Here is a 22,857-nt window from a genome sequence, read left to right as displayed (position 1 = left end):
CTAGTGGTGGGTCACTCAGGCTGCGTGCGGCAGTCCTGCGGTTCCTCGGGCGCGTCGATGTCGATCAGGCAGATCTCGGTCGGGGCCGGCGTCAGCCCGTTCTCCGGCAGCCAGTGGGTCAGCTCGACGAGGAAGGCGTCGGCGTCCTCCTTGTCGCCCTTGCTGGACACCCACGACCAGAGGCCGTCCTGGTCGAGCCACCAGTGGTGCTGGAACCCCTTCGCGCCGATGCCGCGCGAGATCTTGCCGCCGTTGTGGAGCACCGCGAGCAGGTCGCTGCCCTCCGAGGCAGCGAGCACGACCAGCGAGCGGGGGTCGGTGCCCACCTGGACGAGCACCTCGGGAACGCCGTCGAGGTCGACATCGGCCGCATCGGCCAGCCCGACCGGGCGCGAACCGACCGGCACACCCCACACCGGCTGACCGCCGGATGCGAGCGTGACTTCCACCCGTACCTCGCCGGCCTCGGACGTCGGGTCCGCCGCCAGCAGCTTGGCGACGTCCTCGGCGCCGTCGCCGTCGAAGTCGGCGACCCGGCTCTCGATCTCGGTCCATTCCCGGCCGTCGGCTGACGTGGTGGTCTCGGGCCGGTCGCCCTCGGTCGGTCCCGACGCCACCGGCGCCTGGTCACCGCCGCGAAGCAGGACGAACGCGGCGACCGGGATCACGAGCACGATCACGGCGACGGCCGCGAGCAGCCCGTAGGAGCCCGGCGCGCGCCACCACGGACGCGCGGCGGGCTCCGGAGGGTCCTGTCGCAAGGTCTCGGGTCGCACCTGGTGGGCCCGGGCGGCGAGCGCGGCGCGGAGCCGCTCCTCCATGTCGCTCATGAGTCCCCCAGCTTCTTCTCCAACGCGGCGAGCGCGCGGCTCGCGGTCGACTTCACGGTGCCGCGCGAGATCCCGAGGGTATCGGCGATGTCGGCCTCGGACAGATCGCTCCAGTAGCGCAGCACCAGCACCTCCCGCTGCCGCGGGGCGAGCTCCTGGAGCGCCGCCAGCACTGCCCGGTGCTCCTCCCCCAGCACCGCGATGTCGTCGGGCCCGGGCGGCGACGCGTCGTCCGGCGGCGAGTAGGCACGCGCCGTACGGCGCCGCCGCAGCATCGAGCGCGCGCGGTTGACCACCGCGCGGCGCAGGTAGCCGACCGCCGCGTCGGGGTCGCGGATCTGCTTGCCGCCCGTGAGCAGCCCGGCGAAGACGTCGTGCACCACGTCCTCGGCCGACGCCACGTCGTCGACGAGCAGCACCGCGAGGCGCACCAGGCTCAGCCGGTGCTCGGCGTAGAGCTGGGACGCCAGTGTCGCGCTGTCGACCCCCGTGACGGGGACGGCCCACGGCATGGCCATACCTCGCTGCTCGATCACGTACGACACGTTGGAGGACGCCTCAGCGGCCTCCAGGTTGCGTCGACCGCGGAATTTTCCGCGGCCGAGCCATCATGCACGAGGAACGGGCGTCGCGCCGGACGTCCGCGCAGCTTCCACCGCGGCGTGCACCAGCTCGGTCGCCGGCCACTCGGTCGTGCCGAGGGCCTCGACCGGCACCCACGCGACCGCGTCGGTGGTGCCGTCGACCTCGACGACCCGGGGCTCCACGCCGTCGGGCACCGTGGCGCGGTGCACGAGGTGGATGCCGTGGAAGTCCTCGTGCCGGCCGCTCGGCGCCGTACCGGAGAAGTGCACGTCGTGGACCGTCAGCAGCGAGCCGACCTCGCCGTCGAGCCCGCACTCCTCCCGCAGCTCGCGGCGCACCGTGTCGACCGGGTTCTCGCCGTGGTCGACGCCGCCGCCGGGCAGCGTCCAGCGTCCGGCGCCGGCGCCGCGCGCGGAGATCCGGGTGAGCAGGAGGGCGCCGTCGCGCTCGACGTACGCATACGAGGCCACCCGCTGGTGGCGGTGGGGGTGGTACGCCGCGAGCGCCGCACCGACCAGGGTGACGGTCGGCAGGGTGCCGTCGAGCACCGCGTCGAGCGGCTGCCACCGGGCCTCCGCCGTCGAGCCGTCGACCTCGACCACATGGGGCTCGGGCGCGTCGACCGGCACCCAGCCCTGGTAGACGATCCGGACCGAGTGCGCGTCGACGCGGCGGCCGCGCCGCCAGGTGTCGGGCAGGTGCAGCGAGAAGACGTGCGCGGTCTCGCCGACCTCGGCGTGGAGGCCGGTCTCCTCGTGGACCTCGCGCACCACCGCGTCGCGCGGGTCCTCGCCGTGGTCGACGCCGCCGCCGGGCAGCGACCACAGCTCGTTCTGGGTGACCCGCTCGGACAGCCGGCTGAGGAGGATCTGGTCGCCGCGCACGATCACGGCGTAGGCCGCCAGCCGCTGCACGCGCTGCGCCATCTCCTCACCTCCTGCTCGTCGGTTCGTCCCGTGGGTCCTTCCACCCTACGGAGCAGCTAGGCGAACGGAGGGCGCGCGTCGCGGGCGAGGGAGCGCCTCCCTGCCCAGCGCCACACGCGCGCGGCGCGGTCGCGGTCCTCGTCGGTCACGAGGTTGCCCATCCAACGCAGCGCCAGGGTCATCAGGAGGTCCGACCGCATGCCGACCGGCCCGAGGGCGGGCAGCAGCCGCGGCACCGTCACCAGGCCGGCGAGCCGCCGCGCGATGGAGAACGACTCGCCGTAGTGGGCGCGCAGCAGCGCGGGCCAGACCCGGGAGAGGTCGGCGCCGCGGCTCTCGGTCAGCAGCTCGGCGAGCAGCCGCCCGGTCTCCAGGCCGTAGTCGATGCCCTCGCCGTTGAGCGGGTTGACGCAGGCGGCGGCGTCGCCGATCAGCGCCCAGTTCTCGCCGGCGACGTGGGAGACCGCCCCGCCCATCGGCAGCAGCGCCGAGGTCGGCATCCGCAGCTCGGTGCCGAGGCCGAACTCCTCGCGCCGCTCGTCGGCGTAGTAGGTCATCAGCGGCTTGATCGCCACGTCGGCCGGCCGCTTAGCGGTGGCGAGCGTGCCGACGCCTAGGTTCATCTCGCCCGCGCCGTTGCCGAGCGGGAACAGCCAGCCGTAGCCGGAGAGGATCTCGCCACCCTCGCCGCGGAGCTCGAGGTGGGAGCTGATCCACGGGTCGTCGGCCATCGTCGAGCTCACGTAGGACCGCCCCGCCACGCCGTAGACCGTGTCGCGGTGCCACTCCCGGCCGAGCATCTTGCCCAGCGGCGACCGCACGCCGTCGGCCACCACCAGCCGGTCGCAGGCGATCTCGAAGCGCTCACCCCCGCGCTGCCCCCGCTCGAACACCACGGCCGCCACGCGGGCGCCGTCGCGCCGTACGTCGACTGCGCGGGCGCCGTCGATCGCGGTCGCCCCTGCCTTGACCGCGGTGGTGCGGAGGTGGTCGTCGAGCTCGGTGCGCGGGATCGCGCTGCCCCAGTCGGGGAGGTTGCCGCCGGGCCACGGCAGGTGGAGCGTCTGGCCGAAGCCGTGCGCCCGCAGGCCCTGGTTGACCGTGTGGGCGCGGACCCAGTCCCTGAGCCCGAGCCGCTCGAGCTCGTCGATCGCCCGGGGCGTCAGGCCGTCGCCGCAGGTCTTGTCGCGGGGGAACACCGCCGCGTCGGCCAGCACCACGTCGGCGCCGAGCCGCGCCGCCCAGGCGGCCGCACCGGAGCCCGCCGGACCGGCACCGACGACGAGCACGTCGGTGCGCTGGGGCGTGGTGGACTGCACCCCTCGATTGTGTCAGTCGCCACTCACGGCCAGCGGACCGGGCAGGCCACCTGGACCCGGCAGGCCAGGCTGATCAGGTGAACTCGCCCGGCGGCGGGAACTTCTTCGGCGCGTCCTCGTAGCCCGGCTCGTCGGTGAACATGCCCTTCTCCTCGTCGAACTCGCGATGAGAGTTGTCGACCTCGGAGTTCTCGGGCCGGTTCTCCGGCGCCAGCCGCTCCGCCCGCTCCTTCTGGATCTGCTCCACGGGTGTGCCGTCGTAGCCGACGCCGTCGGGCGGCGGGTCCTCCGACCTCCCGCGGACCATCGGGTCGGGCGCGCTGCCCACCCGAGCCTCCGGCTGGCCGCCCGACGACGAGTCGCCGAACGGCATCACCTCGGCGTTCGCGTCGTGGTCGGGGTCGCCTGCCTCGCTCGAGACAGCCTCCACGGGCTCCTCTGCCCTGTGCGTCATGAGTACCTCCGTCGATGGGTCTCTCAAGCCGGTACCCCGGGCCCTCGCGACCAGACGCGGTCAGCCGCGCGGCGCGTCGTACGAGCGCGGCAGCTCGAGGCCGTTGTCGGCCATCACCTGGCGCAGCAGGTCGGGGCGGTCGGTGATGAGGCCGTCGATCCCGAGCCCGATCAGGTGGTCCATCGTCGCGGCGTCGTTGACCGTCCACGGCACGACCCGCATGCCGGCCTCGTGCGCGGCGTCGACGAGCGCCTGGGTCGTGAACGGCACGTAGCCCGGGTCGGTCACCTTGCCGCCCTGCGGGTCACCGTGGACCGGCGAGACCGCGTCGGCGCCGAACGATGCCGTCGCGGCGACGTACTTCTCCTGGAGGGTCCCGGGGAAGTCGTCGATGTCGATGCCGCCGAGCCACGGCGAGGCGCCGGCCTGGCCCGCCTGGAGGAACTGCTGGCCGTTCGTCAGCGCCACGATCGGCAGCCGCGGCTCGAGCTCGCGCACGCGCATCAGGGCGCCCCAGTCGAAGCTCTGGATGGTGACCTGGGGGCGGATGTGCGCGGCGCGGACCTCCGCGAGCACGGTCCGCACGAACGCCTCCCGAGGCGCGGTCTGCGTCGGTGCGCCGGCCTCGACCTTCGTCTCCACGTTCAGGGTCACGTGCTCGGCGTGGTAGTCGTTGACGAGGTCGAAGACCTCCGACAGCAGCGGCATCGGCTCGCCCGGGTGCAGCTCCTGGGCGGGGTACTGCGGCTGGCGCAGCGACCCGCAGTCGATCGTCCGGACCTGCGCCAGGGTGAGGTCCTTGATGTAGGTCCGGTTCGGGACGTAGGGGTACTCCGGGTCTCCGGGGAACGCCGGGGCGGTGTCGCGGCAGTTGCGCGGGCTGGGGTCGCGGTCGTGGGTGACGACGGCATGGCCGTCCTCGGTGATCTGGACGTCGAGCTCGAGGGTGCTGACGCCGAGCTCGATCGCGTTGGCGAACGCCGGGAGGGTGTTCTCGACGGTGAGCGCGATGCCGCCGCGGTGGGCCTGGAGGTCGAAGTGCTTCTCCTGGCCGCCGCCGTTCTCGGGTCCGGACGGAGTCGCGGAGGCGGCGGGCGCGAGGGCGAGGGCGGCCACGGCGGCGAGCGCGGCGACGGGGATCGTGGGGGTCATGGGGCGAACCTGGCGGGAGGACGTCACCACCGCGTGGCGCGCACCCGACGCGAGGGTGAAGATCAAGGGGCCGCTCAGCCGTAGGCCCGCGGCAGCTTCAGCCCCTCCTCGGCCATGACCTCGCGGGCGAGGTCCGGTCGGTTGGTGATCACGCCGTCGACGCCCATCGCGATCAGGTGCCGCAACGTGGCGGCGTCGTCGACCGTCCACGGGACCACCTGCATCCCGGCGGCGTGCGCGGCCTCGACGAGCGCGGGAGTCGTGAACGGGAGGTAGTCCGCGTCGGCCACCGAGCCCTGCTGGGGGTCGCCGTGCACCGGCGAGACAACGTCGGCGCCGAACGTCGCGGCCGCGGCGACGTACTTCTCCTGGAGGGTGCCCGCGAAGTCGTCGATGTCGAGCCCGCCGAGCCACGGCGAGGCGCCGGCGGTGTCGGGCTCGAGGAAGTGCGCACCGTTGGTCAGCGCAGCGATCCGCAGCCGTGGTTCCGCCTCGCGGACCCGCATCAAGGTGCCCCAGTCGAAGCTCTCGATCGTCACCCGCTCGACCATCCCGGCCGCGCGGACCTCGCCGACCACGCCCTCGACGAACGCCTCCCGCGGCGCCGTTCGCGACGGCTCCGCCGCCTCGACCTTCGTCTCGATGCACAGCCGTACGTCGTCGGCGCGCGCCTGCCGGACGAGGTCGAACACCTCGGAGAGCAGCGGCATCCGGGCTCCGGGCGCCAGCCGCTGCTCGGGGAAGGCCGGATGCCGGAGCGACCCGACGTCGATCGTGCGCACCTGCGCCAGGGTGAGGTCGCAGACGTAGGTCTCGTCGCGGACGTACGGGAACGCGGGATCGCCGGGGTACGCCGGGCCGGTGTCGAGGCACTTCTGCGGCATCGGGTCGCGGTCGTGAGCGACGACGACGTACCCGTCCTTGGTGACCTGGACGTCGAGCTCCAGCGTGGTCACGCCGACCTCCAACGCTCGCGCGAACGCGGCGAGCGTGTTCTCCACCGTCAGCGCGATCCCGCCGCGGTGGGCCTGGAGGTCGAACCCCATGCTCCGACCCTGCCACGCACAAACGCCCCGCCCGGGGAAGCCCGGGCGGGGCGTTTGCTACTCGTTCGCGTCAGTTCTGATAGGAACCGAAGTCGAAGTCGTCGAGGGCGACGGCCTGGCCGGCGCCGTTGCCGAACTCGTAGTCGTAGGACTCGTAGCCGGTCACGGCGTAGGCCGCCTGGCGCGCCTCCTCGGTGGGCTCCACCCGGATGTTGCGGTAGCGCTCGAGGCCGGTGCCCGCCGGGATCAGCTTTCCGATGATCACGTTCTCCTTCAGGCCGCGGAGGCTGTCGGAGCGGCCGTTGATCGCGGCGTCCGTGAGCACCCGGGTGGTCTCCTGGAAGGAGGCCGCCGAGAGCCACGACTCGGTCGCGAGCGAGGCCTTCGTGATGCCCATGAGCTCCGGACGACCCGAGGCCGGCTTGCCGCCCTCGGAGACCACGCGCCGGTTCTCCTCCTCGAACTTCACCCGGTCGACGAGGTCGGACGGCAGCAGGTTGGTGTCACCCGACTCGAGCACCGTGATCCGGCGCAGCATCTGCCGCACGATGATCTCGATGTGCTTGTCGTGGATCGACACGCCCTGGCTGCGGTAGACCTCCTGGACCTGGTCGACGAGGTGCCGCTGGGTGGTCCGCACACCCAGGATGCGCAGGACCTCCTTCGGGTCCTCGGTGCCGGCGGTCAGGCGCTGACCGACCTCGATGTGGTCGCCGTCGGCGACGAGCAGCCGCGAGCGGCGGCTCACGACGTACTCCTGGACCTCCGAGCCGTCGTCGGGAGTGACGAGGACCTTGCGGGCCTTGTCGGTCTCCTCGATCTCGATCCGGCCGGCGACCTCCGAGATCGGAGCGACACCCTTCGGCGTGCGCGCCTCGAAGAGCTCGACGACGCGGGGCAGACCCTGCGTGATGTCGTCGGCCGACGCCACACCACCGGTGTGGAAGGTACGCATCGTCAGCTGCGTGCCGGGCTCACCGATCGACTGGGCGGCGATGATGCCGACCGCCTCGCCGATGTCGACGAGCTGGCCCGTGGCCAGCGACCGGCCGTAGCACTTCGCGCAGGTGCCGGTGCGGGCGTCGCACGTCAGCACGGAGCGGACCACGACCTCCTCGATGCCGGCCTCGATCAGCTCGGCGATCTTGACGTCACCGAGGTCGTCGCCCGCGGCGGCGAGGACCTCGCCGGTCGTCGGGTGCGCGATGTCGACCGCGGCGGTGCGGGCGTAGGCCGCCGTCTCCGCGTTCTCGTGCTTGACGACGGTGCCGTCCTCGAGGCGCTCACCGATGGTCTTCGGCAGGCCACGCTCGGTGCCACAGTCGTCCTCACGGATGATGACGTCCTGCGACACGTCGACCAGACGACGGGTCAGGTAGCCCGAGTCCGCCGTACGGAGCGCGGTGTCGGCGAGACCCTTGCGGGCACCGTGGGTGGAGATGAAGTACTCCAGCACGGAGAGACCCTCGCGGAAGTTGGCCTTGATCGGCCGCGGGATGATCTCGCCCTTCGGGTTGGCCACCAGACCACGCATCGCACCGACCTGGCGGATCTGGTTGAAGTTACCGGAGGCGCCCGAGTAGACCTGCATGTAGATCGGGTTGCTCGGCTGCTGCTTGAACGCCTCTTCCATGGCGTCCCCGACCTTCTTGCCGGCCTCGGTCCAGATCTCGATGAGCTCCTGGCGGCGCTCCTCGTCGGTGACCAGACCGCGCTCGAACTGCTTCTGGATCTTCGCGGCCTTCTCCTCGAAGCCACCGAGGATCGCGGCCTTGTCGTCAGGGGTGACGACGTCGTCGATCGAGACGGTGACGCCCGAGCGGGTGGCCCAGTAGAAGCCGGTGTCCTTCAGCGCGTCGAGCGACGCCGCGACCTCGACCTTGCCGTAGCGCTCGGCGAGGTCGTTGACGATCGCGCCCAGCTGCTTCTTGCCCACCTCGTAGTTCACGAAGGGGTAGTCGGCCGGCAGGGTGTCGTTGAACAGCGCGCGGCCCAGCGTGGTGTCGAGCGTGATCGGCTCGCCCGGCTCGACGCCCTCGACGAGCGCGTCGGTGAACCGGATCTTGATCTTGCTCTGGAGCGTGAGCTCACGACGGTCGAACGCCATGATCGCCTCGGCCGGGCTCGAGAAGACGCGGCCCTCGCCGGGCTCGCCCTCGCGCTCGGTCGTCAGGAAGAACAGGCCGATGATCATGTCCTGGGTGGGCATGGTCACCGGACGGCCGTCCGACGGCTTGAGGATGTTGTTGGTCGACAGCATCAGGATCCGCGCCTCGGCCTGCGCCTCGGCGGACAGCGGCAGGTGCACCGCCATCTGGTCACCGTCGAAGTCGGCGTTGAACGCCGTGCAGACGAGCGGGTGGATCTGGATCGCCTTGCCCTCGATCAGCTGGGGCTCGAACGCCTGGATGCCGAGCCGGTGCAGCGTGGGCGCACGGTTGAGCAGCACCGGGTGCTCGGTGATGACCTCTTCGAGGACGTCCCACACGACCGGGCGCGCGCGCTCCACCATCCGCTTGGCGGACTTGATGTTCTGCGCGTGCGACAGGTCGACGAGGCGCTTCATCACGAACGGCTTGAACAGCTCCAGCGCCATCTGCTTGGGCAGACCGCACTGGTGCAGCTTCAGCTGCGGACCCGACACGATGACCGAGCGACCCGAGTAGTCGACGCGCTTGCCGAGCAGGTTCTGACGGAAGCGACCCTGCTTGCCCTTGAGCATGTCGGACAGCGACTTCAGCGGCCGGTTGCCTGGGCCGGTGACCGGACGACCGCGGCGGCCGTTGTCGAACAGCGAGTCGACGGCCTCCTGGAGCATCCGCTTCTCGTTGTTGACGATGATCTCGGGCGCGCCGAGGTCGAGCAGCCGCTTGAGGCGGTTGTTGCGGTTGATCACCCGGCGGTAGAGGTCGTTGAGGTCCGACGTCGCGAACCGGCCACCGTCGAGCTGCACCATCGGGCGCAGGTCCGGCGGGATGACCGGGACGGCGTCGAGCACCATGCCCTGCGGCTTGTTGCCCGTCTTGCGGAACGCGTCGACGACCTTGAGCCGCTTGAGGGCACGGACCTTGCGCTGGCCCTTGCCGGTGGCGATGGTCTCGCGGAGGTTCTCGACCTCGGCCTCGATATCGAAGCTCTCGAGGCGCTTCTGGATCGCCGTGGCGCCCATGTGGCCCTCGAAGTACTTGCCGAACCAGTTCTTCATCTCGCGGTAGAGGACCTCGTCACCCATGAGGTCCTGCACCTTGAGGTTCTTGAACGTGTCCCAGACCTCGTCGAGGCGGTCGAGCTCGCGCTGGGCGCGGTCGCGCAGCTGCTTGAGCTCGCGCTCGGCACCGTCGCGGACCTTGCGCCGCTGGTCGGCCTTGGCACCCTCGGCCTCGAGGGCCGCGAGGTCCTCCTCCAGCTTCTTGGTGCGGTCTTCCAGTGAGGTGTCGCGGCGCTTCTCGATCGACTCGCGCTGCAGCTGGATCTTGGCCTCGAGGCTCGACAGGTCGCGGTGACGCGCGTCCTCGTCGACGGAGGTGATCATGTAGGCAGCGAAGTAGATGACCTTCTCCAGGTCCTTCGGGGCGAGGTCGAGCAGGTAGCCCAGCCGCGACGGAACGCCCTTGAAGTACCAGATGTGGGTCACCGGGGCGGCGAGCTCGATGTGTCCCATCCGCTCACGGCGGACCTTCGAGCGGGTCACCTCGACGCCGCAGCGCTCGCAGATGATGCCCTTGAAGCGCACCCGCTTGTACTTGCCGCAGTAGCACTCCCAGTCCCGGGTGGGACCGAAGATCTTCTCGCAGAAGAGGCCGTCACGCTCGGGCTTGAGCGTGCGGTAGTTGATGGTTTCCGGCTTCTTGACCTCGCCGTGGCTCCACGTGCGGATGTCGTCCGCGGTGGCCAGGCCGATCTGAAGCTGGTCGAAGAAGTTGACGTCCAGCACTGTTATCTAATCCCTATTTCTCTCGGCCGGTCTCTCTCAGACCTCTTCGACGGACGACGGCTCGCGGCGGGACAGGTCGATGCCCAGCTCCTCGGCCGCACGGAACACGTCCTCTTCGGCGTCGCGCATCTCGATGGCCGTGCCGTCCTGCGACAGCACCTCCACGTTGAGGCAGAGCGACTGCATCTCCTTGACGAGAACCTTGAACGACTCGGGGATGCCGGAGTCGGGGATGTTCTCGCCCTTCACGATGGCCTCGTAGACCTTGACCCGGCCCGGCACGTCGTCGGACTTGATCGTGAGCAGCTCCTGGAGGGCGTAGGCGGCGCCGTACGCCTCCATCGCCCAGACCTCCATCTCGCCGAACCGCTGGCCACCGAACTGGGCCTTACCGCCCAGCGGCTGCTGCGTGATCATCGAGTAGGGGCCGGTCGACCGCGCGTGGATCTTGTCGTCGACGAGGTGGTGGAGCTTCAGGATGTACATGTAGCCCACCGACACCGGGTCGGCGTACGGCTCGCCCGAGCGACCGTCGAACAGCGCGGCCTTGCCGTCCTCCTTGACGAGGCGGGTGCCGTCGCGGTTGGGCAGCGTCGAGCCGAGCAGGCCGGTGATCTCGTCCTCGCGGGCGCCGTCGAAGACGGGCGTCGCCAGCTTGGTGTCGGGGTCGGCCTTGTCGGCGCCGATCGAGATGAGCCGCTGGGCCCACTCCTCGTTCTTGAGGTCGGCGTCGATGTGCCAGCCCTGCTTGCCCAGCCAGCCCAGGTGGAGCTCGAGGATCTGGCCGATGTTCATCCGTCGCGGGACACCGAGCGGGTTGAGGATCACGTCGACCGGGGTGCCGTCCTCCATGAACGGCATGTCCTCGATCGGCAGGATCTTCGCGATGACGCCCTTGTTGCCGTGGCGGCCGGCGAGCTTGTCGCCCACCGAGATCTTCCGCTTCTGGGCGACGTAGACGCGCACCAGCTGGTTGACGCCCGGCGGCAGCTCGTCGCCGTCCTCGCGGTCGAAGACCCGGACGCCGATGACCGTGCCGGACTCGCCGTGCGGGACCTTCATCGAGGTGTCGCGGACCTCGCGCGCCTTCTCACCGAAGATCGCGCGGAGCAGCCGCTCCTCCGGCGTCAGCTCGGTCTCGCCCTTCGGGGTGACCTTGCCGACGAGGATGTCGCCCGTGGTGACCTCGGCGCCGATGCGGATGATGCCGCGCTCGTCGAGGTCGGCCAGCATCTCCTCGGAGACGTTGGGGATGTCGCGGGTGATCTCCTCCGGGCCCAGCTTGGTGTCGCGGGCGTCGACCTCGTGCTCCTCGATGTGGATCGAGGTGAGGACGTCCTCCTGCACCAGGCGCTGGCTGAGGATGATCGCGTCCTCGTAGTTGTGGCCCTCCCACGGCATGAACGCCACGAGCAGGTTGGTGCCCAGCGCCATCTCGGCCTGGTCGGTGCACGGGCCGTCGGCGATCGGCGTGCCGACCTCGAGCCGGTCGCCGGCAGCGACGAGCGGCCGCTGGTTGATGCACGTGCCCTGGTTGGAGCGACGGAACTTCGCCAGCTTGTAGGTGCCGTAGGTGCCGTCGTCGTTCATCACGTCGATGGAGTCGGCGGACACGCTCTGGACGACACCCGGGGCGTCGGCGACGACCACGTCGCCGGCGTCGACCGCGGCGCGGTACTCGATGCCGGTGCCGACGATCGGGCTGTCGCTGGTGATCAGCGGGACGGCCTGACGCTGCATGTTGGCGCCCATGAGCGCGCGGTTGGCGTCGTCGTGCTCGAGGAACGGGATCAGGGCCGTCGCGACCGACACCATCTGGCGCGGGGAGACGTCCATGTAGTCGATCTCGTCGCGCGAGATCTCGGCGACCTCGCCGTGGCGCTGGCGGACCAGCACCCGCTCGTTGACGAAGCGGCCCTTGGCGTCGAGCGCAGCGTTGGCCTGCGCGATGACGTAGCGGTCCTCGTCGTCGGCGGTCAGGTAGTCGATCTTGTCGGTGACGACACCCTTCTCGACCTTCCGGTACGGCGTCTCGACGAAGCCGAACGGGTTGATCCGCCCGTAGGACGCGAGCGAGCCGATCAGGCCGATGTTGGGGCCTTCCGGGGTCTCGATCGGGCACATGCGGCCGTAGTGCGACGGGTGGACGTCACGGACCTCCATGCCGGCGCGGTCACGGGAGAGACCACCCGGGCCGAGCGCGGAGAGCCGGCGCTTGTGCGTCAGGCCCGCGATCGGGTTGGTCTGGTCCATGAACTGCGACAGCTGCGAGGTGCCGAAGAACTCCTTCAGCGCCGCGACGACGGGGCGGATGTTGATCAGCGACTGCGGCGTGATCGCCTCGACGTCCTGGGTCGTCATCCGCTCGCGGACGACGCGCTCCATCCGGGCCAGGCCGGTGCGGAGCTGGTTCTGGATCAGCTCGCCGACCGTGCGCATCCGGCGGTTGCCGAAGTGGTCGATGTCGTCGGAGCCGATCTCGATGTCGCCGACGGCGGCGGCCATCTCGGTGCGGCCGTCGTGCAGGGCCACGATGTACTTGATCGTCGCGACCATGTCGGAGATCGTCATCGTCTGCTGGTCGAACGCCTGGTCCTGGCCCAGCTTCTTGTTGATCTTGTAGCGACCGACCTTGGCCAGGTCGTAGCGCTTGCTGTTGAAGTAGTAGTTCTTCAGCAGCGTGAGCGCGGCCTCGCGCGTCGGCGGCTCGCCCGGGCGGAGCTTGCGGTAGATGTCGAGCAGCGCGTCGTCAGGACCCTGGGTGTTGTCCTTCTCCTCCGTCAGCTGGATCGACTCGAACTGACGCAGCTCGGCCATGACGGCCTCGTAGTCGTAGTCCTCGCCGGTGTCCTCGGCGACGGCCTGGAGCGCCTTGAGCAGGACGGTGACGTTCTGCTTGCGCTTGCGGTCGAGGCGGACGCCGACCAGGTCGCGCTTGTCGATCTCGAACTCCAGCCACGCGCCGCGGCTCGGGATCAGCTTGGCGGTGAAGATGTCCTTGTCGGACGTCTTGTCGGCGGCGCGCTCGAAGTAGACGCCGGGCGACCGGACGAGCTGCGAGACGACGACGCGCTCGGTGCCGTTGATGACGAACGTGCCCTTGGGGGTCATGAGCGGGAAGTCGCCCATGAAGACCGTCTGGCCCTTGATCTCACCGGTCTCGTTGTTGGTGAACTCGGCGGAGACGTAGAGCGGGGCGGAGTAGGTGAGGTCCTTCTCCTTGCACTCGTCGACGGTGTACTTGGGGTCGTAGAAGACCGGGTTCTCGAACGACAGCGACATCGTCTCGGAGAAGTCCTCGATCGGCGAGATCTCCTCGAAGATCTCGGTCAGGCCGGACTTGTCGGAGACGTCCTCGCCGGCGGCGCGACGCGCTTCGAGCCGGGCCTTGTGGGCCTCGTTGCCGATCAGCCAGTCGAAGCTGTCGGTCTGGAGCGAGAGGAGCTGGGGGAGCTCGAGAGGTTCGGAGATCTTTGCGAAAGAGATGCGGGACTTACCGGGAGTGGTGCGCGCGGCCAAGAGGTGTCCTTCGACGGGTTCGCTCTTCGAGTGCGCCGACCCACCACAACGTCGGCCATCCGGGCAGGCTGACGCGCATTTGAGGGCAGGCGCAAAGCGCCACGTTACACCAGATCAGGGCGCCAAACAATATCGGCATGCACCCGTCGGGATGAACCTCGGCTGATCATGCTTCCCCGCGCTGCCGAGGTCAAGCACCACCGCCGTACGCCGCCCGCCCGGAGGGGTCAGAAGCAGTCGGACTCGGTGCAGATGTCGTCGAGGAGCCAGCGGCCGTCGTCGCGCTGGAGGGTGAGCGTGGCCCACATCCGCAGCGGCTGCGGAGCCGCGTCACCCTTGCGGCTCTCCTGGTTGATGAACGCGACGACCTTGGCGACGTCGCCGCCCTCGGAGACCCGGGTGAGGCCGGTGCCGGTGACCGCCGCGTTGACGACGAGCTTCTCCTTCACCACCTGCTCACGGAACGTGAGCTGCTCGCCGTCGACCTCGACGGTGCTCTCGAAGAGCTCGTCGCGCTCGGCGGCGTACGCGTCGGTCAGGTAGGCGCTGGCCCGGTCGACGTCCTCGTCGAAGGTCTTGTAGTTGTAGGCGAGCACCACCGGGACCAGCTCGCTGACCGCGTCCTCGGCCGACCGCGCAGCCTCGGAGGCGGCGTCGGCCCGCTCGCTCGGCGGGTCCCCGCCGAGGGTCCCCGGGAGGGCGAGCACGGCGACGAGCAGCAAGAGCGAGACCACCGCGGCGGCGACGGCCGCGATGAAGGCCCACCGGGGCGGACCGTCGGCCTTGGCGGGCGGTACAGCGTCCGCGGCCTCCGTCGGCGCAGGCGCGTCGTCGGCCTCCTCGCTCGTCGCGGGGTGGGCCGCGGCGACCGGAGTCGCTGGCTCGTCGGAGGACTCGGGCTCCTCGGCCACAGCCGGCACGTCGGTCGCGGGCCCCTCGGCGGTCTCCGCGACCACGGGCTCCTCGTCGGCCTCGCGGTCTGCCGCGAGCTCGGCGTCGTAGGCGGCCCGCTTGTCCTCGTCGAGGAGCACGCCGGCGGCGTCGTTGAACGCCCGGAACCGGCGGTCGGTCGGGTCGAGGTCGGCCGTCGCGGCCTTCCAGGCCGCGCGGATCTCGTCACGGGTGGCGGACTCGTCGACGTCGAGCAGGTCGTAGAGGTTCATCGCTGCTTCCCCTTCCCGCCGTTGCCCTGGTCGGGCTGGGGCAGGCCCGGGAGCTGCTGTTCCTGCTCGGGCATCGGGTCGGCGAACGGGGGCAGCCCGTCGTCGACGTCGTCGAGGTTGTCGACCAGCCACTCCCCCTCGACCTTGACCAGGTCGACCTCGTAGCGGAACCGCTGCGGGCCCGAGCTCACGCGGGGGTCGTCCTCGGAGTCGCCCTGCTGCTCGTCGTCGGAGGTCTGCTGGTCCACCTCGTCCGGGTAGGGGAAGGAGGTGTCGGCGCGGCCGGCGACCAGCACCGTCGCCGAGTCGGGATCGGCCGAGGCGACGCCGACGGCGAGCACCTCGGCGCTGCGCTCGACGCCCAGCTGGGCGACGGTCTGCTCGGCGTAGCCGACGTTCTTCTCGAAGACGGTCGCGAACTTCGGCGTCATCAGGTCGGCGACGGCGGCGTAGTCGGGCATGTGCCCTGCGTTGTCGAGCATCTCGGGGCCGTAGGTGTTGAACCGCAGCACGAAGGCGCGGGCGGCCGAGAGCAGCTCCTCCCGCTCCGCGACCTCGCCGGACTGCGGCACCTCGTCCTCGGCCAGCGAGCTGATCCGGTCACCCAGGCCGTCACCGGCGCTCCGGGTCAGGAAGAGCGCGACCGCGCCGGAGAGGCAAAGCACCGCGACGAGCAGGGACACGCCCACGATCAGCCAGCGACGGCGCGGGTCGGTGTCCTTCGGGTCGGTCACTCCTGTCCCATGAGCAGGGGTTGGAGGTACAGCCACTTCCACGAGTCCTCTCCGAGCGATGCCGGCGCCACGCTACCGGCGGTCGCAAACCGGTCCTCGTCGACGTTCCAGTCGATGCGGCCGGTCTCGCGGTCGTAGCCGACGACCACCTGCTGGCCCGGCGCCGGACGCGGGGTGGCGCCCAGGTTCTGGTAGCCGCGCGGGTTGCTCTTGGTCGGCGGCTCGGTGCAGCGGGCGTCCATCTCCATCTTCCAGTACTCGCCGTTGCTGGGCGAGCGCCGGGTGGTGCCCTCGTAGCCGCCGTGGCACGGCGGGGTCGTGGTGAGGATCAGGCCGATGTGCGCGTCGACCATGCCGCTGCCCGGGCTCTTGTCCATGACGGCGTAGGAGCCCTCGAGGAGGACCGGGTAGGCCACGAACAGGGTCTCGACGCCGTCGAGGTTGCGGACGACGACCTCGCCGGTCGTGGTCACGTTGTTGAGCAGCTCGGAGATCTCGACGTCGTTCTGCTCCAGGAACGTGCGCAGCTGGTTGGCCGCGAAGGAGCCGCTGTCGATCACCCGGCGCAGCGCGGGGTCCGCGTCCGCCAGCGCCGTCGTGAACGACGACAGGTGCGTGGCGAACATCTTGAGCGAGCTCTTCGACGCGATCTGGCCGCGCAGCACGACGTTGGCGTCCTCGATCAGGGCCGTGGTGACGTCGAAGTTCTCGTCGGCCGTCTGGATGAACGAGTTGCCGGTGTCGATGATCTGCTGGAGGTCCTCGCCGGTGTCGCCGAACGCGATCCCTAGCTCCTCGACCGTGGTCTGCAGCGCGTCGCGGTCGACGCTCGCGACGGTGTCGGAGATGTGCCCGAGGAGGGTCTCGGTCGCGATCGGCGTCGCGGTCAGCTCCTCCTGGATCTCGGAGCCGTCCTCGAGGTAGGGGCCGTCGTCGACCTGCGGCTGCAGCTCGACGTACTGCTCACCCACGGCTGACCGGTTGCCGACGACCGCGAGCGTGTCCTCGGGGATCTCGTCCCACTCGTTGTCGATCTCGAGGTGTACGTCGACGCCGCTGCGGTCGTCGGTGAGCTCGAGCTTGCTCACCTTGCCGATGCGGACGCCGCGGTAGGTGACCTCGCCGCCGGCGAAGATGCCGCCGGACTCGGGGAAGTGGGCGACGACGGTGTAGCTGCGGTCGATGATCACCCGGTCGAGGCGGGCGTAGCGCGCGCCGACGTAGGTCACGCCGACGAGCGTGATGAGGGCGAAGACGAGCAGCTGGATGCGTGTGCGGCGCGTGATCACGAGCCCACCCCCGTCGCGGTCAGTGGAGCACCCAGGAACAGGCCCAGGTCCCTGTCGAAGGCGTCGGTGTCGCCTGTGTCGCCGGTGTCGTCACCCGGCGCGGTGCGTCCCAGCCCGAGCCCCCCGAGGCCGAGGTCGTCGAGCAGGTCGCCGATCGGGTTGTCGGAGCCGAGGATCCCGTTGCCGCCGCCGGCGCCGCCGGCACCGCCACCGCCACCGAGAAGGCCGCACAGCAGGCCGGTCGCCTCGCAGATCTCGTCGAGGAGGTAGCCGGGCAGGTTCTGGCACGCCTTCATCTGCTCCTGGTCGAACCGCGTGTTCAGGCAGTCCTGGAGGATCTGGGTCACGCCGTAGCACAGCCCCTTGATGTCGATCAGGTCCTCGAGCGGGGTGTCGTCGGGCAGCTCGTGCAACGGGACGCACGCGATGTCGGGGATCGACAGGTTGTTGAGGTCGAGGTCGAGGTCGATCGACAGGTTCACGTAGTCACCGAGGTGGAGGTTGCGCGCCACCTGCGGGTCACGGCCGATCGTGTCGTCGACGAACGGGAACGCGTAGAACACGTGGAACGCCTCGACGAACGCCGACCCGGCCTCGTCGAGGTTGATCAGCAGCGGCTCCAGCTGGCGGAGCGAGGAGATCGTCGCGTCCTTGGTCTGGTTGATGACCCGGACGCCCACGTCGCCGAGCTCCTCGAGGCCCTCGAGCATCCGAACCAGGTCGGTGCGCTGGCGCTCGATGGAGTCGAGCGCGCTCGGCAGCTCCTCGAGCGCCTGGTCGATGCTGCCCTGGCGCTCGCGCACGCTGAGCGCGAGCTCGTTGAGCGCCTCGATCGCGTTGACGATGTCGGCCTTGCGGTCGTCGAGCTGCGAGACAAGGGACTCGACCTGCGTCAGCACCGACCGCGCCGAGTCCTCGCGACCCTCGAGCGCCAGGTTGAGCTCGTTGGTGATGGTCTTCAGCTGAGCCACGCCGCCGCCGTTGAGGATCAGGCTCAGCGCGCCGAGCACCTCCTCGACCTCCGGGTTGCGGCCGCTGTCCTCGAGCGGGATCTCGTCGCCGTCGCCGAGCGGCTCGTCGGTGGCGCCGGTGGCGGGCGGCGCGAGGGACACGAACTTCTCGCCGAGGAGGCTGGTCTGCCGGATGGTCGCCACGGCGTTGTCGGGAAGCCCGGTGTCGTTGCGCAGGACCAGCGTCACCTCGGCGGTGTAGTCCTCGCCGTTGAGGTCGACGGACTCGACGCGGCCGACGCTGATGTCGTTGACCTTGACCGCCGACTGGGGCACCAGGTCGAGCACGTCCTGGAACTCGACCTTGACCTTGATCGGGTCGTCGCCGACGTCGGCGCCGCCGGGCAGCGGCAGCTCGTAGACGTCGAAGCCGCAGCCGGCCAGGAGCGAGGAGCCGAGCACGAGCGCCACGGCGGAGCGGATCAGGGACGGTCGCCTCATCGGCCCACCTCCACCAGTCCGTTGAGCGACGGGTCGTAGGCGTCACCCGTCCAGGTGCCGGTGCCGGGCCCGAACGGCACGCTCCTGCCGAGCGGCAGGGTGTTGATCAGGTCGCAGATGCTGCCGTCGGGGTCCTGGGAGGCGACCAGCTGGCACAGCAGCAGGCCGGGGTCCTCGAGCAGGTTGTGGACCAGGTTGCCGATGTTGGCGTTGGAGTCGACCGTGCCCGTCTGGGGGTTGTAGGCCAGACCCAGGTTGTTGAGCGCCAGCGGTCCGGCGCGCAGCGTCATCTCGAGCTCGCGGTGCCGCTTCGCGAGCACCCGGGTGATCCGGTTGAGGCCCGAGATGTTGCGCGAGAGCAGCTCGCGGTTGGACTTCACGAACCCGCCGACCACGTCGAGCGCGACCCCGAGGTTGCTCAGCGCGCTGGTCAGCTCCTGACGCTCACCGTCGAGGAGCTCGGACACCCGGCCCAGGGACTGGTTGAAGTCGCGGACGGTGCTGTCGTTCTCGGCGAGGGTCTCGATGAAGGACTGGAGCTGCCGGGCCGAGTCGAACAGCTCCTCCTTGTTGTTGTCGAGCGTGGTGCTGAGCGCGCCGAAGTCCTCGATGGTCTCCTTGAACTCCGCACCCTGACCGCCGAAGTTGCGGGCGGTCTGCTCGAGCAGGTCGGTCAGTGCGCCCTCGGAGTTGGCGCCGTTGGGACCGAGCGCGACCGTCAGCTCGTCGAGCGAGCTGTAGATCTCGTCGAGCTCGAGCGGCACCGCCGTGCGCTCCATGTCGAGCTCGGAGTTGTCGGGCAGCACCTCGCCCTCGCGGTAGGCCGGGGTCAGCTGGATGTAGCGGTCGCCGACGACCGACGGCGAGATGATGACCGCCTGGGCGTCCATCGGGACCTTGACCTCGTCGTCGTAGGTCATCGTGACCTTGACGCGGGTGCCCTCGGGCTCGACCTTCTCGACCTGGCCCACGGCCACGCCGAGCACGCGGACGTCGCTGCCCTCGTAGACCGAGACGGCGCGCGGGAAGTAGGCGGTCACCGTCTTGGAGTCGCTGCCGCTGCCGAGCATCCAGACGATGCCGCCGGCGAGCAGGATCAGGATGACGGCCAGCGGGGCCCACTTGCGGATCACGTCGGTCACGGCAGCGGCCCCCCGTCGATGCCCGGGATGGGCGGCAGGTTGGCGATGTAGGTGTCCCACCACGGGCCGTTGCCGAAGACGTTGGCGAAGACCCGGTAGAACGGCCCGAGCACGCGCAGCGACTCGTCGATGTTGTCCTCGTTCTTGTTCAGCACCGCGACGACCCGCTCGAGGTGCTGCAGTGCGGGCTTGAGGTCGTCACGCGACTGCCGCACGAGGGCGGTCAGCTCGGTGCTGAGGGTGGACGTGGCGACGAGGATGTCGTGGATGGCGTCGCGGCGCTGGAGCAGCGCGCGGAAGAGGATGTCGGCGTCCTCCATGAGCTTGACGATGTCCTCGTCGCGGGCGTCGAGCACCGTCGAGACCCGCTCGAGGTTCTTGAGCAGCGAGTTGATCTCGTCGTCGCGCTCGGCGATCGTCGTCGACAGCGCGGAGATGCCGTCGAGCGCGGAGCGGAACTCCTCGGGCGTGTTGCGCGTCAGGTCGGCCAGCGTCGTCAGCGCGTTGGCGAGCTGGTCGGTGTCGATCTCCTCCGACGTCTCCGCCAGGTCGGTGAACGCGTCGACGACGTCGTAGGGCGCGGTCGTGCGCTCGACCGGGATCGTCTCCCCCTCGGGGAGCTCGCCGTCGCCGGCGGGGTCGAGCGCCAGGAACATGTCGCCGAGGATCGTCTTGACCTTGATGGTCGCCGCGGTCTCCTCGCCGAAGCTGGCGTCGGACTTGATGCGGAAGCCGACCTTCACGTAGCCGTCGACCAGCTCGATCGACTCGACCTTGCCGACCCGCACGCCGGCGAGGCGGACCTCGTCGTCGACCTTGAGGCCGCCGGCCTCCTCGAACGTGGCGTAGTAGGTGTCGCCGCCGCCGATCAGCGGCAGGTCGCTGGCGCGCAGCGCGGCGACGATCAGCAGCACCAGCACGGCGATGCTGACCGCCCCGACCACGACGGGGTTGCGCTCACGGAACGGCATCATCCGAGATCACACCTCGCTCCGCCGACCTTGTAGGGGACCTGGGCGAGCACCCGGTCGCTGAGCCGCACCGTGGCCTTGAAGTGGCACAGGTAGAAGTTGAACCACGAGCCGTACGTCGCCGTACGCCCGAACTTGTTGAGCTTGATCGGCATGACCTGGAGCGCGCGGTCGATCTCGGCCCGGCCGCGGTCGAGGTGACCCGCCACCTTGCGCAGGTAGTGGATGTCGCGGACGAACGGCTCGCGGATGTCGTCGGCGAGGCCGGCCGTCTCGACCGCCAGCTCGCTGATCCCGTCGAGCGAGGAGAGGATCGCCCGGCGGTCCTCCTTGAGCCCGCCGACCAGGTTCTTGAAGCTGCCGATGAGCCGGGTCAGCTGGTCGTCGCGATCGGCGACGTGGTCGAGCACGTGGTCGAGGTTGTCGAGCAGGTCGCCGATGACCTCGTCGCGGTCGGCCAGCGTCTGGGTGAGCGAGGCGGTGCTCGCCAGCAGGCTCTCGAGGGTGCCGCCCTCGCCCTGGAACACCTGGACGACCTCGTAGGACAGCTTGTTGATGTCGTCGGGCGACAGCGCCTGGAAGAGCGGCTTGAACCCGTTGAACAGCACGCTGAGGTCGAGCGCGGGGTCGGTCTGGCTGATCGGGATGGTCTCCCCCTCAGGGAGCGCTCCGCCGGACCCGCTGTCGTGGGTGAGCGCGATGTAGCGCTGCCCGAGCAGGTTGCGGTAGCGGATCGTGGCGTGCGTGCCCTCGTCGAGCACGGTCTCGTCGTCGGTGATCTTGAAGGTCACGAGCGCGGTCGCGTTGCCGTCGTCGTCCTGCTGCACCTCGATCTCCTCGACGGAGCCGACCTTGACGCCGGCGACCCGGATGTCGTCACCGGTGTTGACGCCGGTCGCGTCGGTGAAGTGCGCCTTGAACTCGCGGGAGCCGCCGAAGGAGAGGTTGCCGATCGTGACCACGAGCAGGCTCGTGGCGAGGAACGTCAGCACCATGAAGATGATCAGCCGGACCGCCGCACCGGAGGTCTTGGCGTCGAGGCCGCGGATCGCCATCACCGACCACCCCCGTCGGCGACGAGCGGGCCGCCGAGCAGCACGCCGAGGCCGGAGTCGGCGTCGACGCCGTAGCTGTCCGCGAGGAACTGGCGCAGCAGGTCGACGTCGGTCGGGTCGCCGTGGTAGCCGGCCGGGTCCGATCCGAGGTCGAGACCCGGAGCGACACGGCTGGTGCCCTTGCCGGTGGGCTCGTCGACGCCGTCGTTGAAGTCCGGCACGTGCACGAGCGGGTTCTCCTGGCTCCACGGCGGGTTGGGCAGCCGGTAGCAGTTGGGCCCGCGGTCGTCGTTGAAGACCGGGCGGTCGTTGACGTTGTAGGACCGCGGCTGGTGGGGCAGCGTCTCGAGCACGATGTGCAGCTCGTAGCCGCGGAACGCCTCGGCGGCGCGCGGCGCGAAGTTGACCAGGCCCTTGGCGAGACACGGGATCACCGGCGAGTAGCGCGACAGCACGGCCAGGGTCTGGGTGCTGATCTCGCCGAAGCGCTCGAGGCGGTCGTCGTTGGCGTCGAGGAAGACGCGCGCAGTGTCGGAGAACGACCGGATGTCGCGGAGCGCGGAGCGCAGCACGGCCTCCCTGGACTCGATGGTCTGCGTGGTCTTGACGGTGTTGTCGAGGATCTGCGCGACCTCGGGGAGGATGTCGGCGTAGGTCTGCGAGACCTCCGCCGTCAGCCGCAGGTCCTGGACCAGCGCCGGGATCTGCGGGTTGATGCGCTTGAGGTAGGAGTCGACGGTCTCGAGGTTCTCGCCTAGCTGCTCGCCCCGGCCCTCGAGGGCCGTCGCCAGCGCCGTGAGGGTCAGGTTGAGGTCGGCCGGGCGGACCGCCTGGAGCAGCGGGTAGATGTCGGAGAGCACCTTCTCGAGCTCGGTGCTGACCACGGTGCGGTCGATGGTGGCGCCGGCCGCGATGACGCCCTCGGCGCCGGTCTCGGGGATCACGAGCGAGACGTACTTCTCGCCGAAGAGCGTCTTCGGCACGATCGAGCCGGTGACGTTGGCCGGCACGGACTCGATCTTGTCGGGGTAGATGCCGAGCGTCAGCTCGGCGCCCTCGGTGGTGGACGCCTTGGTCTCGAGCACCTCGCCGACGATCACGCCGCGCACCTTGACGTCGGCGCGCTCGGGCAGCTGGAGCCCGACCGTGGAGGTGTGGAGCGTGACCTCCTCGTAGTCGGTGAACTTCTTCGAGAAGATCGCGTAGGTCAGCCAGACCGCGAGCAGCAGCAGCACGATGAACGCCGCGCCCAGCACCTTGTGGCTTCCGAGAATCCTCATCGCGCGC

Annotated in this window: 17 protein-coding genes; all 17 read right to left on the bottom strand. The window is 70.0% G+C overall.

Annotation, left to right across the window (positions count from 1 at the left end; genetic code table 11):
- Positions 1–11: 11 nt before the first annotated feature.
- The 17 genes from HNR19_RS02205 to HNR19_RS02125 all read right to left on the bottom strand — a co-directional run bounded on the left by HNR19_RS02205 (position 12) and on the right by HNR19_RS02125 (position 22,850).
- Positions 12–830 (bottom strand): hypothetical protein, encoded by an 819-nt coding sequence (locus tag HNR19_RS02205; protein ID WP_179666349.1) that lies wholly within the window; start codon positions 828–830, stop codon positions 12–14.
- The gene (locus tag HNR19_RS02200; protein ID WP_343047011.1) at positions 827–1,375 is read right to left on the bottom strand and encodes an RNA polymerase sigma factor; all 549 of its coding nucleotides are present in this window, start codon (positions 1,373–1,375) and stop codon (positions 827–829) included. Before HNR19_RS02200 ends, HNR19_RS02205 begins: the two co-directional genes overlap by 4 nt.
- A 63-nt stretch (positions 1,376–1,438) precedes the next feature.
- Positions 1,439–2,341: an NUDIX hydrolase gene (locus HNR19_RS02195; protein ID WP_179666348.1), complete on the bottom strand. Its 903-nt coding sequence runs from the start codon at positions 2,339–2,341 to the stop codon at positions 1,439–1,441.
- A gap of 56 nt (positions 2,342–2,397) precedes the next feature.
- Positions 2,398–3,660 (bottom strand): geranylgeranyl reductase family protein, encoded by a 1,263-nt coding sequence (locus tag HNR19_RS02190; RefSeq protein ID WP_179666347.1) that lies wholly within the window; start codon positions 3,658–3,660, stop codon positions 2,398–2,400.
- Positions 3,661–3,733: 73 nt separating this feature from the next.
- Positions 3,734–4,114 (bottom strand): hypothetical protein, encoded by a 381-nt coding sequence (locus HNR19_RS02185; RefSeq protein ID WP_179666346.1) that lies wholly within the window; start codon positions 4,112–4,114, stop codon positions 3,734–3,736.
- 60 nt (positions 4,115–4,174) lie between these two features.
- Entirely contained in the window at positions 4,175–5,266 is a 1,092-nt protein-coding gene (locus tag HNR19_RS02180; protein WP_179666345.1) for a glycerophosphodiester phosphodiesterase family protein, read from the bottom strand.
- Between the two features lie 74 nt (positions 5,267–5,340).
- Positions 5,341–6,312, bottom strand: coding sequence for a glycerophosphodiester phosphodiesterase family protein (locus tag HNR19_RS02175; protein ID WP_179666344.1), 972 nt, complete (start codon positions 6,310–6,312; stop codon positions 5,341–5,343).
- A 70-nt stretch (positions 6,313–6,382) separates the two neighbouring features.
- The gene (locus HNR19_RS02170) at positions 6,383–10,246 is read right to left on the bottom strand and encodes a DNA-directed RNA polymerase subunit beta' (RefSeq protein WP_179666343.1); all 3,864 of its coding nucleotides are present in this window, start codon (positions 10,244–10,246) and stop codon (positions 6,383–6,385) included.
- 36 nt (positions 10,247–10,282) lie between these two features.
- Positions 10,283–13,765 carry a DNA-directed RNA polymerase subunit beta gene (gene rpoB, locus HNR19_RS02165; protein WP_179666342.1) on the bottom strand — a complete coding sequence of 1,161 codons (3,483 nt, stop codon included), beginning with the start codon at positions 13,763–13,765 and terminating at the stop codon, positions 10,283–10,285.
- Positions 13,766–13,992: 227 nt separating this feature from the next.
- On the bottom strand, positions 13,993–14,928 hold the full coding sequence (locus tag HNR19_RS02160; RefSeq protein ID WP_179666341.1) for a J domain-containing protein: 936 nt from the start codon (positions 14,926–14,928) through the stop codon (positions 13,993–13,995).
- Positions 14,925–15,662 carry a hypothetical protein gene (locus tag HNR19_RS02155; RefSeq protein WP_179666340.1) on the bottom strand — a complete coding sequence of 246 codons (738 nt, stop codon included), beginning with the start codon at positions 15,660–15,662 and terminating at the stop codon, positions 14,925–14,927. Before HNR19_RS02155 ends, HNR19_RS02160 begins: the two co-directional genes overlap by 4 nt.
- Complete coding sequence (locus tag HNR19_RS02150) at positions 15,659–16,951, bottom strand: MCE family protein (protein WP_179666339.1); 1,293 nt, start codon at positions 16,949–16,951, stop codon at positions 15,659–15,661. The genes HNR19_RS02155 and HNR19_RS02150 overlap by 4 nt, the downstream gene beginning before the upstream one ends.
- Positions 16,948–18,402: an MCE family protein gene (locus HNR19_RS02145; protein ID WP_179666338.1), complete on the bottom strand. Its 1,455-nt coding sequence runs from the start codon at positions 18,400–18,402 to the stop codon at positions 16,948–16,950. Before HNR19_RS02145 ends, HNR19_RS02150 begins: the two co-directional genes overlap by 4 nt.
- Positions 18,399–19,544, bottom strand: a complete 1,146-nt coding sequence (locus HNR19_RS02140) for an MCE family protein (RefSeq protein WP_179666337.1) — start codon at positions 19,542–19,544, stop codon at positions 18,399–18,401. Before HNR19_RS02140 ends, HNR19_RS02145 begins: the two co-directional genes overlap by 4 nt.
- Positions 19,541–20,515, bottom strand: coding sequence for an MCE family protein (locus HNR19_RS02135; RefSeq protein ID WP_343047010.1), 975 nt, complete (start codon positions 20,513–20,515; stop codon positions 19,541–19,543). Before HNR19_RS02135 ends, HNR19_RS02140 begins: the two co-directional genes overlap by 4 nt.
- A complete protein-coding gene (locus HNR19_RS02130; RefSeq protein WP_218910121.1) occupies positions 20,515–21,570 on the bottom strand; it encodes an MCE family protein in 1,056 nt (351 codons plus the stop codon). Before HNR19_RS02130 ends, HNR19_RS02135 begins: the two co-directional genes overlap by 1 nt.
- Positions 21,570–22,850, bottom strand: a complete 1,281-nt coding sequence (locus HNR19_RS02125) for an MCE family protein (RefSeq protein WP_179666335.1) — start codon at positions 22,848–22,850, stop codon at positions 21,570–21,572. Before HNR19_RS02125 ends, HNR19_RS02130 begins: the two co-directional genes overlap by 1 nt.
- Positions 22,851–22,857: the final 7 nt, after the last annotated feature.

Source organism: Nocardioides thalensis (assembly GCF_013410655.1).
Taxonomy (GTDB): domain Bacteria; phylum Actinomycetota; class Actinomycetes; order Propionibacteriales; family Nocardioidaceae; genus Nocardioides; species Nocardioides thalensis.
Note: the sequence above shows the minus strand (reverse complement) of the source record. Positions and strands in the feature narration are given on the sequence as shown.

Excerpts from the sequence above, each read along its gene's own strand:
- HNR19_RS02160 (WP_179666341.1), bottom strand. The coding sequence starts at position 14,928 with ATGAACCTCTACGACCTGCTCGACGTCGACGAGTCCGCCACCCGTGAC.
- HNR19_RS02175 (WP_179666344.1), bottom strand. The coding sequence starts at position 6,312 with ATGGGGTTCGACCTCCAGGCCCACCGCGGCGGGATCGCGCTGACGGTG.
- HNR19_RS02125 (WP_179666335.1), bottom strand. The coding sequence starts at position 22,850 with ATGAGGATTCTCGGAAGCCACAAGGTGCTGGGCGCGGCGTTCATCGTG.
- HNR19_RS02205 (WP_179666349.1), bottom strand. The coding sequence starts at position 830 with ATGAGCGACATGGAGGAGCGGCTCCGCGCCGCGCTCGCCGCCCGGGCC.
- HNR19_RS02195 (WP_179666348.1), bottom strand. The coding sequence starts at position 2,341 with ATGGCGCAGCGCGTGCAGCGGCTGGCGGCCTACGCCGTGATCGTGCGC.
- HNR19_RS02130 (WP_218910121.1), bottom strand. The coding sequence starts at position 21,570 with ATGGCGATCCGCGGCCTCGACGCCAAGACCTCCGGTGCGGCGGTCCGG.
- HNR19_RS02135 (WP_343047010.1), bottom strand. The coding sequence starts at position 20,515 with ATGCCGTTCCGTGAGCGCAACCCCGTCGTGGTCGGGGCGGTCAGCATC.
- HNR19_RS02185 (WP_179666346.1), bottom strand. The coding sequence starts at position 4,114 with ATGACGCACAGGGCAGAGGAGCCCGTGGAGGCTGTCTCGAGCGAGGCA.
- HNR19_RS02180 (WP_179666345.1), bottom strand. The coding sequence starts at position 5,266 with ATGACCCCCACGATCCCCGTCGCCGCGCTCGCCGCCGTGGCCGCCCTC.
- HNR19_RS02145 (WP_179666338.1), bottom strand. The coding sequence starts at position 18,402 with ATGAGGCGACCGTCCCTGATCCGCTCCGCCGTGGCGCTCGTGCTCGGC.